The organism is Halorubrum aethiopicum, from assembly GCF_001542905.1.
GTDB lineage: Archaea > Halobacteriota > Halobacteria > Halobacteriales > Haloferacaceae > Halorubrum > Halorubrum aethiopicum.
In genome coordinates, this window is the sequence record NZ_LOAJ01000003.1 from 99,669 (window position 1) to 114,212 (window position 14,544).

At 57.8% G+C, this 14,544-nt stretch carries 20 protein-coding genes; all 20 read left to right on the top strand.

The annotated features are described in order from the left end of the window. Positions 1-53: 53 nt before the first annotated feature. The 20 genes from AXA68_RS15735 (at position 54) to AXA68_RS15800 (ending at position 14,531) form a co-directional block, all read left to right on the top strand. Positions 54-860 (top strand): hypothetical protein, encoded by an 807-nt coding sequence (locus tag AXA68_RS15735; RefSeq protein WP_042661776.1) that lies wholly within the window; start codon positions 54-56, stop codon positions 858-860. Continuing rightward, on the top strand, positions 857-1,363 hold the full coding sequence (locus AXA68_RS15740) for a hypothetical protein (RefSeq protein ID WP_042661777.1): 507 nt from the start codon (positions 857-859) through the stop codon (positions 1,361-1,363). The genes AXA68_RS15735 and AXA68_RS15740 overlap by 4 nt, the downstream gene beginning before the upstream one ends. Next, positions 1,363-2,298 carry a hypothetical protein gene (locus tag AXA68_RS15745; RefSeq protein WP_042661778.1) on the top strand — a complete coding sequence of 312 codons (936 nt, stop codon included), beginning with the start codon at positions 1,363-1,365 and terminating at the stop codon, positions 2,296-2,298. Before AXA68_RS15740 ends, AXA68_RS15745 begins: the two co-directional genes overlap by 1 nt. Then, positions 2,291-4,327 (top strand): AAA family ATPase, encoded by a 2,037-nt coding sequence (locus AXA68_RS15750; RefSeq protein WP_066419268.1) that lies wholly within the window; start codon positions 2,291-2,293, stop codon positions 4,325-4,327. Before AXA68_RS15745 ends, AXA68_RS15750 begins: the two co-directional genes overlap by 8 nt. Positions 4,328-4,520: 193 nt before the next feature. Beyond that, positions 4,521-5,012: a hypothetical protein gene (locus AXA68_RS15755; RefSeq protein WP_066419310.1), complete on the top strand. Its 492-nt coding sequence runs from the start codon at positions 4,521-4,523 to the stop codon at positions 5,010-5,012. 3 nt (positions 5,013-5,015) lie between these two features. Then, positions 5,016-5,381 (top strand): DUF7568 family protein, encoded by a 366-nt coding sequence (locus AXA68_RS16370; RefSeq protein ID WP_080505354.1) that lies wholly within the window; start codon positions 5,016-5,018, stop codon positions 5,379-5,381. Between the two features lie 78 nt (positions 5,382-5,459). Beyond that, entirely contained in the window at positions 5,460-5,855 is a 396-nt protein-coding gene (locus AXA68_RS15760) for a DUF7567 family protein (RefSeq protein ID WP_066419272.1), read from the top strand. 79 nt (positions 5,856-5,934) lie between these two features. Further along, the gene (locus AXA68_RS16375; RefSeq protein ID WP_080505355.1) at positions 5,935-6,336 is read left to right on the top strand and encodes a DUF6166 domain-containing protein; all 402 of its coding nucleotides are present in this window, start codon (positions 5,935-5,937) and stop codon (positions 6,334-6,336) included. A 23-nt stretch (positions 6,337-6,359) separates the two neighbouring features. Then, positions 6,360-6,635, top strand: coding sequence for a DUF7389 domain-containing protein (locus AXA68_RS15765; protein ID WP_066419275.1), 276 nt, complete (start codon positions 6,360-6,362; stop codon positions 6,633-6,635). 49 nt (positions 6,636-6,684) lie between these two features. Next, positions 6,685-6,906 (top strand): hypothetical protein, encoded by a 222-nt coding sequence (locus tag AXA68_RS16380; protein WP_080505356.1) that lies wholly within the window; start codon positions 6,685-6,687, stop codon positions 6,904-6,906. A 53-nt stretch (positions 6,907-6,959) separates the two neighbouring features. Then, complete coding sequence (locus AXA68_RS16385) at positions 6,960-7,259, top strand: hypothetical protein (RefSeq protein WP_080505357.1); 300 nt, start codon at positions 6,960-6,962, stop codon at positions 7,257-7,259. A 156-nt stretch (positions 7,260-7,415) separates the two neighbouring features. Continuing rightward, positions 7,416-8,102 (top strand): DUF6166 domain-containing protein, encoded by a 687-nt coding sequence (locus AXA68_RS15770; RefSeq protein ID WP_066419278.1) that lies wholly within the window; start codon positions 7,416-7,418, stop codon positions 8,100-8,102. Then, the gene (locus AXA68_RS17200) at positions 8,102-8,257 is read left to right on the top strand and encodes a hypothetical protein (RefSeq protein ID WP_198530094.1); all 156 of its coding nucleotides are present in this window, start codon (positions 8,102-8,104) and stop codon (positions 8,255-8,257) included. Before AXA68_RS15770 ends, AXA68_RS17200 begins: the two co-directional genes overlap by 1 nt. Continuing rightward, complete coding sequence (locus AXA68_RS16390) at positions 8,254-8,790, top strand: hypothetical protein (protein ID WP_080505358.1); 537 nt, start codon at positions 8,254-8,256, stop codon at positions 8,788-8,790. Before AXA68_RS17200 ends, AXA68_RS16390 begins: the two co-directional genes overlap by 4 nt. A gap of 171 nt (positions 8,791-8,961) precedes the next feature. Further along, a complete protein-coding gene (locus AXA68_RS15775; protein ID WP_066419281.1) occupies positions 8,962-10,122 on the top strand; it encodes a hypothetical protein in 1,161 nt (386 codons plus the stop codon). Between the two features lie 323 nt (positions 10,123-10,445). After that, the gene (locus AXA68_RS15780; RefSeq protein WP_066419312.1) at positions 10,446-11,447 is read left to right on the top strand and encodes a DUF6610 family protein; all 1,002 of its coding nucleotides are present in this window, start codon (positions 10,446-10,448) and stop codon (positions 11,445-11,447) included. A 77-nt stretch (positions 11,448-11,524) separates the two neighbouring features. Then, positions 11,525-11,872 (top strand): hypothetical protein, encoded by a 348-nt coding sequence (locus AXA68_RS16395; protein ID WP_080505359.1) that lies wholly within the window; start codon positions 11,525-11,527, stop codon positions 11,870-11,872. Positions 11,873-12,283: 411 nt separating this feature from the next. Then, complete coding sequence (locus AXA68_RS15790; protein WP_066419314.1) at positions 12,284-13,213, top strand: ArdC-like ssDNA-binding domain-containing protein; 930 nt, start codon at positions 12,284-12,286, stop codon at positions 13,211-13,213. Between the two features lie 109 nt (positions 13,214-13,322). Beyond that, positions 13,323-14,174, top strand: coding sequence for a hypothetical protein (locus AXA68_RS15795; RefSeq protein WP_066419286.1), 852 nt, complete (start codon positions 13,323-13,325; stop codon positions 14,172-14,174). A gap of 33 nt (positions 14,175-14,207) precedes the next feature. Continuing rightward, on the top strand, positions 14,208-14,531 hold the full coding sequence (locus AXA68_RS15800; protein WP_066419289.1) for a hypothetical protein: 324 nt from the start codon (positions 14,208-14,210) through the stop codon (positions 14,529-14,531). Positions 14,532-14,544 lie beyond the last annotated feature (13 nt).

Consider the following 14,544-nt stretch of genomic DNA (forward strand, 5'->3'; position numbering starts at 1 on the left):
AACTCTGGGGCAGGTCCACTTTTTTATATGTCAGGTGCATCCATGGAAGCCATATGGAGGCTCAGCGGACAATCCAACGCCTCATCGATCACATAACATTCGGTCACGGGATCCATCTGTTCCTTCAAGTTCTTCTCCTTGAATTCGCCTCCGTCTTTCTTACCTTCCAGTTCTCCAGCTCCCTCCTCCTCCAAATATCAAACCCCAATTTCTTCATTGGCGTCTACGCCGCTACTTCTGTCATCTTCCTTGGCATCCTCATCCTGTTCACAGCCAAAATGAGGAAACGCACCTTTTCCCCACCACTCCAACAAGTGCGTCGCCTCGCCATTTCCATCCTTTGCTACATCGCCGCATCAGGCGTTGTCATCACATTTGGCTACCTCCTCCTCATTCTCGCCACAACCGGTAGAACTGGTATCGGCCGTCTGGATTACATCTTCTCCGTAATGCTCACTACCCTATTCGCCGCCTTACTCGCCGTCGGGTACCACGCACGGGTCGTTGACAAACAACCCGACCGCGAGACTATCACAGGGACAGTCACAGCGTGGCAAGACTCCCTCGCATGGGTCAGCGAGGACGATCGTAGCCACGCCAAGCAAGACGCATATGATGAATTCACTGATCGGATGAACGATTTATCAGAACTGTTATCGAACGCAAAGACGGTCCACGGGAGAGAGCTACGACGTGATTTCGAGGCATGGAGAGACGATTTTGAGACGCACAGTGAACTGTCGAAGGAAACCATTATCAAAGGACAAGGAGAGAACAAGAATGAACGTTTGGAGCAGGAGCATCAAAAACTGGAATCGATCCAACGAAGGCTCCGGATTATCGCTGGAGAACAGAAATGATTACCCGGTATAACTCGCCACAAGATGCCGTCCCGCACGAAGAAAATCTACTGATTCTCACCAAGAGCGGCGGCTGCTACGGCCAAGACTTCACCGACATCGTGCAGGAGATCCGGGACGGAATCCACGGCGACAAGCTCCTGATCCAGGAATACTTCCACTCACTAGACAACCTCGTAGACCGAGACAAATTGATTCAGAACAGCGTCTGGATCATCCATTGGCAGGAATGCCTTGAAAACGAACCGTATCCTCATCTCAAGCACTATCTTGAGACGCGGAGTTACCCAAATGAAGGCGAGATTATTCTTTGCGTCAACGGCTCTGACAAGGCGGAAACAGTTGGATCTCGCTATCCGCGAGTTTCCGTCGCTCCGTCAAAGGAATACCTCGTGGCGTACGCGCTGGGCCACCTGAACACGGCGAATCCGGCCTGTTCAGGTGGGACGAAAAAGGTGATCGAGTGGAACAACGAGGTTTGTGATGAACTGGGGGTGCCCTGATGCCGAACGAATGGAAAGTCCTCGAACGCGCAGTTGACCGGTTCGAATTGGATCCCGAGCAACGGCAGGAATACGTCCGGACCATCACCGAAGTCTACGGCGAGGCCATGGCGACTAGGAGCGAGTTTGAGGAATTCGGAGAGGAGTACTACTCGTTCCTGAATCGAGAGGTGTTCTCGGACGACCGCGTCATCTCAACCCTCAGCAGTTTCGGGCTCTCGGAGGAGCAACTGGCTGCATTCCGCGACGGGACGATCGCCAGCGACGAATTGGTGAAAACGTGGAACGAGCTCCGGTTCCGGATTGACGAGCTCATTGACTTCGCAATGCTACTGAAGCTGGTGAAGGATTACGGCGACCGGTCCGACACTGGAATGATTGAATCGCGGTACCGCCTACAGAAGCTGGTCTACCTCGTGAACCGTAGGATCGCGCAACAAGATGACTACGCTGCCATCGGAGAATTAGAAGGCGATCTCGGAATGCTTGACCGTACTGGATACCGTTACCGCTTCACGAAACGTAGCTCCGGCCCCTTCTCGTCCGACGTCTACGAAGATAAGAACCGCTTGTTCGCCTGGCAACTAATTGAGGAACCTGTTATCGGTCAGAAGGGGACGGGGGAGGTCGGAGAACACGAACGCCGCTATGGTGTCGAATTAGCGCCTGCGGGCGAAATCATGGTGAACGAGTTCTACGACCGGATCGAACACGCCGATAGTATGATGCTCTCATCTTGGAACTATGCCCAGCAAACGGTAATCGACGAAATCGCCCACATGACGCACGATGACTTTGTTCAGTATATTAGTGAGGGGGACCGTCTCCAGAAGGCCTCGACTGGAGCAGAACTCCTCGTCGGCCCGCGGAGAAAATTCAAAGCGAACGAAATCGAGTTCTTAGACGAGTTAACGGGGGAGTTCGCACATGCCTGAGCGTGAGGAGATCATTGTGAGTATCATTGAGGCGTTGGAGGCAGAGGACATGGAGCCGGATCAGATTGACGAGTGCCGCCAGCTGCTCGAAGCGAACTACCACGAACCGGAGTTTCCCGTTGATAGGGTAACGATACGGCGGATTCGGGCGCAACAGTTCCGAAATCTGGATGACCGGGTGGTCCGGCTAGATGACACTGATACAGCTCTCTACGGCCCAAATGATCAGGGAAAGACTGCGATCCTTGAGGCAATTCGGTTTAACCTGTTCGGCCGTCAGGAAAAACAACGAATTACACTGACCGATCCGATCCAGTCCGAGCAGGATTCGCTAGAAACAACCGGGAATTGGTCGGTCGATACGAACCACTATTTGGTTCAACGGCTTTTAAACCGGGACGGCCGCGGGTATTCAGGTGACGATCGGCCAAAGCTGAATACAGATCCATCGTCGGAGGATGACATCCCCTTCCAAGCCCGGAACACACAGCAGGATGTTTCCGAGGCGTTCGGTATCTGGCCGGTTGAATCCCGGGAGTTTGGTCGGTACAACATTTTCTCATTGTTCTGCTTGATGGCGCCAGAGTACAAGAAGTTCCTCCGCTGGCAGGACAAAGAGGATTTCATTGACCTTCTGTTCGGCATTAACCTAGCCGCTGTGATCAACCAGAGCAAGAAACGGCGATCTGAGAAGTATGAGCTGACCGAAGAAGAAGAAACAGCCGCAGAAGAGCTTAAAACCGCCCAGAGCCGAGAGAAGAAATTGGCGGAACGGCTGGCCGAATTACAGGAGAACAAGAAGGAGATTGAAACAAAATTAGCGGATCGTCGAGCGGAACTTCGCTCTATCAATGAAACGCTAGAACAGGATAATGAGCTGGAACAGCTGGAGTCAGAGAAGCTGCGGCTGCAACGGCAAATAAACAACTTGGAGTCCGAAAAACGGGAGACACGCGGTGATTTGCGGGAAACCCGGCTGAGTATCGAGCGTTATGAGGAGATGGAGATGGGGGAAGAGGTTCATTCAACAGCTCAGGACCTGCAGGAGATGATGAGCATCCCGGAACGGTGCCCAATCTGTACAAACGATGTCGATGATTCGCAACGCCGCCGGCTGTTGAATGATGGAGATTGTCCGCTGTGTCGTAAGGAGGTCCCAGACAAGAGGATTGAAACGGCCACCGAGCGGGACGTACGTGAATCGGCCATGGAACGCGAAGAGGTGGAAGAGCAACTGACCGAGTTGCGATCCCGGGAACGAAAACTCGAGGGGGAACTAGATCTTCTTGAGTCACGGGTTCAAGATCATCAGGAACAGCTGGAAACGATAGAATCACAGATCGCGGAGAGCGATGTCACCCAGTTAATCGACCGGCGGGATGAATTGGAAACAGAAATATCTTCGCTGGAGCGGGATGCGACATCGGTCCAAGTGGAGATCAATGCCAAGGAGGACGAACTTGACGACACTACTGGATGTATTGAAGATTTAGAAGGGGCGTACGAACGCCGCCGTGAGAAGGTGGAGAAACGACAAGCGTTGCAAACTTTCGAGCGGATCGTTCGTCGGCATATTGAGGAAGAGCGAACTGATCTCAAGAACAGCTTACGGGAGGAGATGAATAACCTTCTCTCCTACTTCGAACATGGTCGGTTTGCCGATGCCCAGAATGTTGTGTTCAATCCACAGGGGGGCTACGATTTCACCGTCGTGATCGAGGACGGGAATGATGTCCCGTCCGATCGGCATAACGAGTACTCGAACGAGGGGAAGATTCTGGCCTTACTGTTCCATACGGCCGTCTTGAAGCAGCTGGCAGAGCAGTCGAACACGCTGCCGATCCGGATGTTCATATTTGACTCTCCATATTTCGATATCCCGGACACAGGAAATGCACCCGATATTACAAACTTTGTATTGGCGTTGCCAGAAGAATTGCCGGAGTATCAGGTGATTGTGACGGTGACAGATTCAGCGTTATCGGATCGTTCAGCGCTGAATGAGAAATATCAGATTGAGGATTTCTGACTTAGACCACCGTTCATAGGGATTTAACAGCCAAAACAAAGGTAACAATCTGGGATCATTCCATCCGTTGAGCGTGCGGAAAATTCTGAAACGCACGTATTTCGAGATGGGTTTTTCGAGCGCCGGCGATGGGTGCCGGCGCAGCTGGAGCGAGCAACGACTCCCGGTGCGTCGGCGCTTCGAGGTGTTCGAGATGCACATGGTGATTTACGCTCTGGTAGAAGAATCGACCCACGACGACGCACTGGCCACCGGAAAGACGGTGTTCGACCGCCTGGTCGGCGCGGACCCACATGCCAGCGCCGTCTTCGACTACTACGTCTGTTTTGATGAGGAGGACACGTCCGTTGCGGGGAAGGCGCGATGGGGTGAGTTGCCGACTGCAGCCCCCGTCGACTCCGATGACGGCCAAGACCTGCTTGAGCGTGGCTGGGAGGCGACGAAAGAGGAGTTCGAGCGCAACCTCGACCGGGTGAGGGAAGCACTTGACGAACTTTCCGATGAGGAGATCATGCGCGACGAAGATCTCGCTCGGCACGCCTTCCACCAGGTTGGCGCCTACGACGGGCCAACGATCTTCCTGTACAACGAATATGCGAACGGGATCCGTCACCGTGAGCAGCTGGATCGAGTGCTGGAGGAGAGCGAGGAGCTCTGGATCGTGCCCGCCGACGTCCACTTCTAACAGATGTCCCGGATCACAAACTGGAAGCGCGAGAGCCGCACGCCCACACTCGCATACCGGAATACCGAGACCGGCGCTCGGGCGGTCTTACACCGAGCGCCGGATTCATACCGCTACAAGTGGCGTGGCGTAATCCTCGTCGACGGCTACCCGGTGTGGTCGCGGGGGTACGAGACGAAAGACGCGAAATCGTTCCGTGACGAGCTCCGTGACCGGCCAGCGCCCGAACTGAGTTGTCCCGAGTGTCCGAACAGCGATATAGCAATCGGTGGGAAAACGGCTGACGGTGCGAAGGTTCAGCGCTGGTTCGAGTGTCGGAACTGCGGGTGCGAAGCCCCCTCGCGAATTGTCTACGGCGCCGAGCGCTGATTGATAAGGGCGCATCTGCGATGGCGTTTATTTCTGGGCCGGGATGGGTGGCCCGTCTCAATCGGGCCAGATCCACAGATGAGTCTGGAAATCATCGACCGTCACAGCGAAGCACTGTTCGAGTTCCTCTGGTGTCCCGTCTGCGGGCACGAGGTATTCAGTCACATTCCGTTCGAAGGTGTGTTCTGCAAGAACTGCAACACGCAGGTCGAACTCCAAGAATCCCGAGAGACACGCGGCTACGAGGAGGCCGTCCTCGCCTGCTTCGACACCCACTCGACGTGGAACCTCCACGTCGACGAAAAGCTCCGTCGCGACCTACCCGATGGGTCGGCACGGGTGAAGATCCTCGGCGCACCGGGTGCCTACAAGGTCGACTGGTGGAGTCCAGCACCCGGCGATGACTGGCAGCCGGTCGAACAAGGCGAGTTCGACGATGTCGACGAACCAGCCGATGTCTCCCATCTCGCGTAGGGGAAAGCAGTTCCTGTGGCTGTTTTTCGCCCCCTGAGGGGTGCGGGGGTGCTCGAACGAGTAGCTCCCGAACAGACCGATGAGTAGACCTAGCGACACACATCCGATTGAACAGACGCGCCCAGCGAGCGACTGCGACATCGCCTACGTCGGGTATCGGCAGAGTGGGCAGGCTATCGTTGAGAAACGTCCCGGCCAAGAACGGCTCACACCAGAGCGGAGTCTCGCGCTGGTGAATCACAGTCCCTCGGGATTCGAATGGGGATATGGTGGTAGTGGTCCGGCGCAACTCGCGCTCGCACTCCTCCTCGACTACACGGGAGACGAGGCGTTCGCCCTCGACCACTACCAGGAGTTCAAAACCGAGGTCGTGAGCCAGCTGGACTGTGCTGGGTCTGCTGGAAGCTGGCGACTCACCGGGCCTGAGATCGACGCAGTCCTTCACGAAACACCCGGCGAGCCGGTTGCACCGTCCATCTGAATACCAATCACCGAAAGTAACCCATGTCAGAACATACCCAACCATCTCGTGCGGATGGCGAATCGGCCGAAACCAGTGAACAGGCGACACGAACGGAGTACGTCGAACGCAGTGATGTCGGCGTCTCCCTCACCGTAAAGCTCAAGCGGGGAACCGGCACCAGGGACCAGGACGAGGTAATCGCGAAAGCGAAAGGCAAGACCCTCGAAGACGCTCGCGAGGACATGGAAACCCTTCGGGAGTACATCCACGATCTCGCGGAGGACGCTCGCCAAATCCAACCCGAAGAAGACGGGTAACGACGAGGGCTGTTTTTTGTCGCCTCAGCAGTGGCGGAGGCGATTATCAGTGAGCAATCCAGACGGTCAAACAACAGACGCAAGCGAGCTTTCGCCAGAACAACGGCTCGAGCCCCCGAATACGCGACTCATCAACGCTGGTATCGTGACGATCAACGATATGGAGACGCTGCGAGCCTGTGTCGCCTACGAGAACGCGAATCAGCAACGGATCCCGATTCTTCGCCAGCTCAAAGATCGGGCCAGCGAAATCCGCACACAAGACGATTGACGCAGCAGTCGGAGGTGTCTGTCGGAGCCTCGGTGGGTGGAGGCTCGAATGAAATGAGCGATCGACCAGAGATCGAGATTCAACGACAGACCGCGTTCGGTGACGATGGCCAACTCGAAGTAACCGAAACGAGCGTCGAGACCTCACTCAAGGATTTCGGCGCTGACGTGGATCATCGTGACCGGGATTCGCGTCTTGATCAGCCCGAGGCGAGTGAGTTCGGCGTCGACGATCGACCCGCAGTTGAGCAATCAACCGAAGGAGATCAGTCAACACTCTTCGCTGATACGGACGAGGATCAGCAGACCCTCGCTGGCGACGATGCAGCCGCTCGCTGTCTCTTCGAAGAATAAACAGTCCCTATTGATTAGTTATCTGTAGAAATATTATAGTTTGAACTATAATAGTCTGAGTTCTAACTTTGAAGCGACGCTGAGGGGCTAACAACCGGTGGTGGTTTTTCGACCCCCAGCAGGGGTGCGGGGAATCCGAACGCCCGCATTCAACCGATGGAGACGAATTCGACTACCGACCCACGAGCAGTCGTACAGGATGCGAGTGAGCGATGGCAGGCGAGTGCAGACTGCGTTGAGTACGTCGGAATGCGTGTCGAGGGAACGCCAGTGGTCCTGAACCTCACCGCACACGAACGCCTCTCCCCAAATCGAAGTCTCGGTCTCGTGCGGCATAGCCCGGCGGGATTCGACTGGGGCTACGTTGGGAGCGGACCGGCACAGCTCGCCTGTGCGCTCCTCCTCGATTCCACCGACAACGAAACCGTCGCCCAGCAACACTACATCCAGTTCCGCAACGACGTGGTCAGTCAGCTGGTGTGTGATGGCCCGGCCGACTGCTGGCACCTCACCGGGGAGGATATCGAGGCGGCACTTGCCGAATTCGAAGAGTACCGAGCACTCACGCCAGATGGTGGGACGCCGTCATCGTCACTGCCGGCGAATTGGAGTGCGGTGAGCCGGACAGATCGGACAGTCTTCCAACGTCGAGATATCGACCACTACGTCGTCCTCGCCGAAGGGAGCGAAGAGTGGTTGATCATACTTTGTGCGCAGGGGGACCGGGCGTATCCCGCCCCGCTTGACCATCGAACACTTCCGGTCGAGAACGACCCTGCCTCAGCTGTTCAGGCACTCGTCGCTGAGAGTAACGACCTCGTCGAGCCAGAGGAGGCCAACTGATGGAGAAATTCCGACTTTCGCGAGCAACGTACCAGCTCATCGAACGCGCTGTCACGGCGCTGGAGTGCATCGGCCGAGAACTCAAGCGATACAACGACCGGCACGAGCGAACAGCTGGGAAAGACACAGACGAGACGAATCCCGGCGAATCATGACTGGCGAAGCGACGCTTGATGACTTCGAGAGCGAGACATCATCCGGAGATTCCGGCTCGCTCTCACTGGAAGAGCGACTCCTCACCCCAATTTCCCCGTCCATCGGTCTGCGGGTGATTGCCGGGTACGGCGATCCGCTCTATCTCCAAAATCGGGGAACAGAACGGTATCTCTTCCGCGACGATTATGACCGGTGGTTCATCCTTCAACCCTCAGCGAAGGACTCAGAAGACGCGTTCGTCCGCTGGGTGTACCTCCCAGCAGACCGGCCCGAACGGCTGGCGCAGTCGGCACTTCGTCGACGGACTGTGATCGGCTATGATTACGTTCAGCGGTCGGCCGCACCAGATCCAGTTAGGTCGACGGTGACGGCGATGTTCGTCACAGAACGCTGGCCCGAGACCACCTACGAGTGTGGGTCGTGTGAGGCGCTGTGCGACACGGCACAAGAGCACGCCCTCCACTGCTGGGACGACCATCCGTGGGTACCGAATCCTGAACAGGTGCGCCGTCGACGCCACGCCGACGAGTGAATTGAAGAGCCGAAGCCAGGTGTCGGGACCGTCCAGATGATTAACCAACAGTACTGGATTCTTGGGTAGAATGTTGGTTAAGAGTGGTTGTTTTTGCGCCCGTGAGAGGGGCGCAGGGCGCGTGAGGAGAGCGCCGGCGCGGGTGACGAGTTCGATTTCGAGGTGACTGCAATGAAAGACCCAGAATCCAGAACCGTGTTCGCTGGCGTCGACGGACGAACCGATACAGAACTACCCGACTGGTATCGCCGGAAGAAAACGGTCGACGAACCGAAATCCTTCGCCGAGACGATTCGTGACCTCCCGCAGGCCGTCGAGACGACAGTCGCATACCGGAATCCCTACTCCGACGAGTGGGTCGAAACGGAGCGCTTCAATGCCCTAGTCGAGCCGACGAGAGCGCGCGACCACGCGACAGACGCTGAGCCCGACGCAGACCCACTATTTCACGTCCCTACGGACAGTTACGCGATCATCAATCCGGTCGACGTGTACAGGCCCTTGGAAGAGGTCCTTCGCGAGGAGACCATCGACGGGTCGCCGCTCGGCGACGTGATGTTCGGTGAGATCCGGCGCTACCGGGGCGGCGGCGAAGTCCATATGGACGTGATGTTCGACGGCCTCGAAGTCCGGCTGCCGGGGCGGTCGGACCCGATCACGATGGGCGTGACCTCCGGCTACGACTTCTTCGGTGAACACGCCGTCTACGTCGAGGGGTTCGCTCAGGACGGGTACTGCTCGAATTCGATGCGCTCGCTCACCGATAAAGAGGTCATCAAGCACGTCGGGGACGTGCGGGACTTCCGAACCTGGTGGGAGGAAATTCTCACACAGGTCGAACTCGTCGCCGACGATCTCTTCGAGTTCATCCGAGATGCGCAGGAGATCGATCTCGAGTTCTCCGAGCTCCCGTTCACCGTCACGGAGTTCTACAGTCTGCTTGGCTTCCCGGACTACCTCGCAGAACGTGCTGCCGAGGATACCGAGGCGAACGCGGCGTCACCGTTCGAGATCGATATGTGGACGCTGCACTCCGGCGCAACGTACGCGCTCACCCACTTTTTCCAGGGGAAAGAGGGCACGTCCCTCGATCAGTACGTTCGCGTTGCGAACGACATCCTGTTCAACCCGGAGGGCACCATCGAGCGCGTCGAACGAGCCTACGAGGAGCAGCTGGAGGCGGACGGCGACGACGGGTCGCAGGCGTCGCTCGCCGGCGAGCGGGCCCTCGCGAGCATCGAGCGTGTGAACGAGGACCTGCAGGCCAACGTCGAGCAGTTCGAAGCGCGTGAAGAGGCGCTTCGCGAGCGGTTCCAGCAGGTGACGAACTAGCGCAATCATCCTTTTTCGCGTTTCCATATGGCAAACGAAAACGCCCACCAGCAGTGTCCGGTCTGTGATCGCCGAATCGCGAGCGTGACGATCGTCGGGCCGAGTGAAGCAGTAGTCGCGCCGTGCGGGCATCGTGTCGTTCCCCACCGACTCGAATGAAGACTTGACTCCGCTGAGCGGACACGGTGGCTACGTCGTCTCTGTATTAACCAACAATATGCAGGTCCTGGAGACTGGTGTTGGTTAATATCGGACTGCGGCTCCGTTTATTGCCCCTCCAAGAGGGTGCAGGGCGGCTGGATTCGCCCTCGCAGCCCATGTTCATGTCGCTCGAAATCAACTCCAGCAGCAGTACTGATCGCGACATCACCGCTGCCAGACAAGCCGACGTCGTGGCGTTCCTCCATCGAGCGCCGTTCGCTCTGGATGCGTATCGGCTCGGATTCTTGCCCGGATTCCGAGAAGACTGTGGGTACCAGCAGACCCAGTATCAGGACCTGAACATCCCCGTTGGAATGTTGGATAACGACTTTCGGGATCCCGATCTGGATCGGTACGTCGCCCGATTTTTCGAATACGAACCCACGGTTGGCGTGGTCGGAGATGTGTACGATGGAGACGACGTCGACAAGTACGTGGCCGCTGCCCGCGAAATTCAGGCGAGTTATCCCGACGCAGAACTCGTCATCGTCCCAAAGTGCCGCGAGGTGATCGACACGATCCCGAACGACCTTGTGCTCGGCTATTCGCGGGGGTATGCCGATCGATTGGCGCACGAGTTCTCCGAGCCGACCGACTGGCGTGGCCGCCGTGTGCACATTCTCGGGGGAAGCCCACCCAAACAGTGGGACGTTATCCAGCAGTTGACCCGACCGACACTAACCGACGACCCACCGGCCGACATCGTCGGCCTCGATTGGAACGGGCTGCATCGCGGCGCGCAGTTCGGGGAGTTCTGGACAGCTGATGGGTGGGATGATAGCGGACGTGACGCCTCCCACGTCACAGTTCGGAAGACAGTCCGACACAGTCTCGTCCGGATCAAGGCCTTCTGGCAGTCTCACGGTGTGTGGCCCGAATCGACACCACAGGACGACTCCTTCGAGATCGAGTATGAGGGGCCATCGCCGAGGGATCTCGATGGTGCTGCGTGTACCGAATGCGAAGCGAACGTCTGGACGACTCAGCGCGGTCCATTCGTCGCCGAGTATGATACCGGCGCAGTCTGTGGATACTGCAGTTACGACTGCTACTTTGCCCACCGCCATCGAAATAACCTTGAGGAAATCGCCGGCGAGCAGAGCGTCTACCTCCCGCCGGCGTGACGCAGCGAGCTGTTTTTCGTGCCCTCCAGAGAGGGCGAGGGCTCGATCCAGAGAGTCCTCAGAGATGGTGATTTTCCGTGAGTCAACAACAGCGTCCGAACGATGTCTCGATTGACGACATTCCAGTCGACGTATCGAACACCCAATCAGGCGAGGTCGATCCCGCTGAGGTACCCGAGGAGATCCGGTCGATCACTCGTGGACTCGCGAGCGAGCAGCCGCCGACGAATCCGCTCGTCGTCCTGAAGGCCGCCCGCTGGTGGTATATACATGGTAAGGGCGGAACCGATCCTGCGTTCCAGTGGGCCATCGAATGGGCACGACACCTCGCGGCGGACACACCCAGCGATGTCAACCAGTTCGATGCGTTCCTCGAATATCTCGTCACGATCGGCTTCGCTGACGAGAAGGCAGCGCTTCGATAACCGGTCCGCCATTCACACTACGGGGTGTTTGACCGGGTACTAGCTCGAACAGAAACGGGTCTGACCGCAACTTGTCCAGATAGGAGGACGTGTACTTAGAACCGGTAGCATGCAACGTCTTCTCCACCACAGGTCGGACACGTTTCAGCGTCCTCGGAAAGGGTCGTTCCGCAGTGTCGGCACTCATACAGGGTGGAGATCGTGGACACACGAGTCCCAACGATCCCGCGGAGCGTTTCGACGAGACCCATCCTTCCTGTGCTTGTGTCGCACTGGCTGTTAATCCTAGCCTCCGATAGCAGCCCCGATCTAAACCCCCCGAAGTCGCGCCGATGTTTATCGTGCGCCCCCGAGGGGCGCGGCGCGTCCTGACTTCTCGGAGACGTCGTCGTACTCGATGTGATGCAATCCATGCTGACAACCAGTGAGTCGGAGGTCTCGTTCGAGGAGACCGACACCCGACACGACGAGATGCACAGTACCATCGAAGACTGGATCGACGAGCTCGTCGCAGATGTCGACGAGGCAAAAGCCAGCCAGCAGTTCCAGGAGTGGCTCGATGTCCAGTCCCGATTCCACGACTACTCCCATCGCAACACCCTCTTGATCAAGCTCCAATGTCCCGAGGCGACCCGCGTGGCGGGCTACAATACGTGGAGATCGGAGTTCGACCGGCACGTCCAAGAGGGCGAACAGGCGATCTGGATCTGGGCACCCATTATTACGAAGCAGTGCCCCGAGTGCGAGAACTCACCGAGCTACCACGAGCAAAGCGACTGTGACTACGACGAGACATCGCCCGAGGAGTGGTCGAAAGGACTGGTTGGATTCAAACCAACGGCAGTCTTCGATGTGTCTCAAACCGAGGGCGAACCGCTCCCCGAGCTGGAAACCGAGGCCACTGGTAACGCCGACGACCTGGTGCCAGGGCTCCTTGATGCGGCAGCTACGCTCGAGATAGACGTGCGTGTCATCGATGCTGCTGAGTGGGAGCATGGCGACGCGAAAGGCGTCTGCAAACACCGGACTTTCCACGAGGGCCAGCCCGTCGTCGAAGCGAAAGCCCGCTCGAATCAGGCCGATCTCGCGGTGACATTGGTTCACGAGTACGCCCACGCGCTGCTCCATTTCGATGTCGACGACGAGCCAGAGCGCGCGAAGCGTGAGGTCGAAGCGGAAGCCGTTGCGTACATTGTCGGGCGGTATTTCGACCTGGATACGAGCGGATCAGCGTTCTATCTCGCCGCGTGGCAGGACGACGATGCAGAGGGCATTCAGGAGCGTCTCGGGCGGATCAGTTCGACCGCACAGGAGATCATCGACACGGTTGTAGAGGGCTGAACACGCGGTTCTTCTAGTTAACCAACAGCTGGCAGTAAGACGGTATTTCGTTGGTTAAGTCTATCAGCGCCCGCCGAGGGGCGGAGGCGCAGTCACGCCTCTACGAACTATGAGTGAACCGTATCTGTCCGCTGTCCTCAACGAGGCGGAACGAGTTGCAGAACAACACGACCAGATAGCGCGATCGACGGATCAGCCAGCGCACGAGTACCTGCGGTACGGCGTCCTTCGGCTGCTCGAAGGCGAGTCTGACGAGACAGCTGCGGACGTGCCCGAAATCGACGGCGTAACCGTCGGGTACGGAGCGGACGAAGCGATGTTCGACAGTTGGGGTAATGACGTCGAGTGGTGGGACGACGTCCCACCGCGAGAGGGGTGTACCCGCTTCCGAATCTTCTACCCCGACGAGTACGAAATCGTCCCACGGGTGGTCGTCGACGTGATGGCTGCCCTCGGCGCGTGGCGCGTGTGGGCTGGGAACGCCACAGCCTGTGGCTCCTACGACTATCGCGAGCGCTGTGAAGTCCACTATCGCTGGCCGGAGGGCCATCCGGTTGAGGAACTCCTTCAAGATCGGCACCAGGATCCAGCCGCCCCCGTCGCGCCGGACGGTGGGCGGACTGGCGATGTTCGCGACCGGATGGTCGTCACGAAGCACTCGAACCAGCGTGCGGACCTCGAACCGCGAACCCGACGCGCCGTCGACGAAGCAATGGAGATCTCGCTGCTCGAAAAAGGCGGTCGCTACGAAGTTCGGTCAGCGTCGGGGAACTGGTACGAAGTCGACGTGATCAGCGAATCCTGCACCTGTCCGGATTGGCAGCAGCGAGCGCCCGAAGGCGGCTGCAAACACATCCGCCGGGTGGACCACGAAATCAAGCAGGGGCGGGTTCCCCGCCCGGACGGTCGACTCCCGACCGAGTCGAATCAGACGTTATTAACCAACAGAACTATGGATTGATGGCTTCTGTTGGTTAATACGAGGTGACAGCCGATGCCCTACGAGCCACCGACCCCGCCGGCAGGACTTCCAGCCGAATTAGTCGACACTCTCAACGAGGCCTCGCCGGAGCAGCTTCGGGACGTAGCCCGCTACGCTGAGGGGCTAGCCGAACACAAGGAACGGGAAGCCCGTCTTGAGAAGGAATCGGACGAAGACGACGTTGAGGAGCGACCCGATGACCTTCCGGACGACGTGCCGGCGAAGGCGACGATCACGATCAAGGAGATCAACGACAATCGCTACTACTACTGGCAGTGGAGAGAAGGAGAAAAGATCCGGTCCAAATATAAAAGCCCCGTCAGTCCCGACGAATAAGCGAAATAGCGTT

Coding starts and splice junctions, on each gene's coding strand:
- AXA68_RS15755 (WP_066419310.1), top strand. CDS start 4,521: ATGCACATGGTGATTTACGCTCTGGTAGAAGAATCGACCCACGACGAC.
- AXA68_RS15760 (WP_066419272.1), top strand. CDS start 5,460: ATGAGTCTGGAAATCATCGACCGTCACAGCGAAGCACTGTTCGAGTTC.
- AXA68_RS15735 (WP_042661776.1), top strand. CDS start 54: ATGGAGGCTCAGCGGACAATCCAACGCCTCATCGATCACATAACATTC.
- AXA68_RS15740 (WP_042661777.1), top strand. CDS start 857: ATGATTACCCGGTATAACTCGCCACAAGATGCCGTCCCGCACGAAGAA.
- AXA68_RS16385 (WP_080505357.1), top strand. CDS start 6,960: ATGAGCGATCGACCAGAGATCGAGATTCAACGACAGACCGCGTTCGGT.
- AXA68_RS16375 (WP_080505355.1), top strand. CDS start 5,935: ATGAGTAGACCTAGCGACACACATCCGATTGAACAGACGCGCCCAGCG.
- AXA68_RS15775 (WP_066419281.1), top strand. CDS start 8,962: ATGAAAGACCCAGAATCCAGAACCGTGTTCGCTGGCGTCGACGGACGA.
- AXA68_RS15790 (WP_066419314.1), top strand. CDS start 12,284: ATGCTGACAACCAGTGAGTCGGAGGTCTCGTTCGAGGAGACCGACACC.
- AXA68_RS15750 (WP_066419268.1), top strand. CDS start 2,291: ATGCCTGAGCGTGAGGAGATCATTGTGAGTATCATTGAGGCGTTGGAG.
- AXA68_RS15780 (WP_066419312.1), top strand. CDS start 10,446: ATGTCGCTCGAAATCAACTCCAGCAGCAGTACTGATCGCGACATCACC.
- AXA68_RS17200 (WP_198530094.1), top strand. CDS start 8,102: ATGGAGAAATTCCGACTTTCGCGAGCAACGTACCAGCTCATCGAACGC.
- AXA68_RS15800 (WP_066419289.1), top strand. CDS start 14,208: ATGCCCTACGAGCCACCGACCCCGCCGGCAGGACTTCCAGCCGAATTA.
- AXA68_RS15770 (WP_066419278.1), top strand. CDS start 7,416: ATGGAGACGAATTCGACTACCGACCCACGAGCAGTCGTACAGGATGCG.
- AXA68_RS15765 (WP_066419275.1), top strand. CDS start 6,360: ATGTCAGAACATACCCAACCATCTCGTGCGGATGGCGAATCGGCCGAA.
- AXA68_RS15745 (WP_042661778.1), top strand. CDS start 1,363: ATGCCGAACGAATGGAAAGTCCTCGAACGCGCAGTTGACCGGTTCGAA.
- AXA68_RS16390 (WP_080505358.1), top strand. CDS start 8,254: ATGACTGGCGAAGCGACGCTTGATGACTTCGAGAGCGAGACATCATCC.
- AXA68_RS15795 (WP_066419286.1), top strand. CDS start 13,323: ATGAGTGAACCGTATCTGTCCGCTGTCCTCAACGAGGCGGAACGAGTT.
- AXA68_RS16370 (WP_080505354.1), top strand. CDS start 5,016: ATGTCCCGGATCACAAACTGGAAGCGCGAGAGCCGCACGCCCACACTC.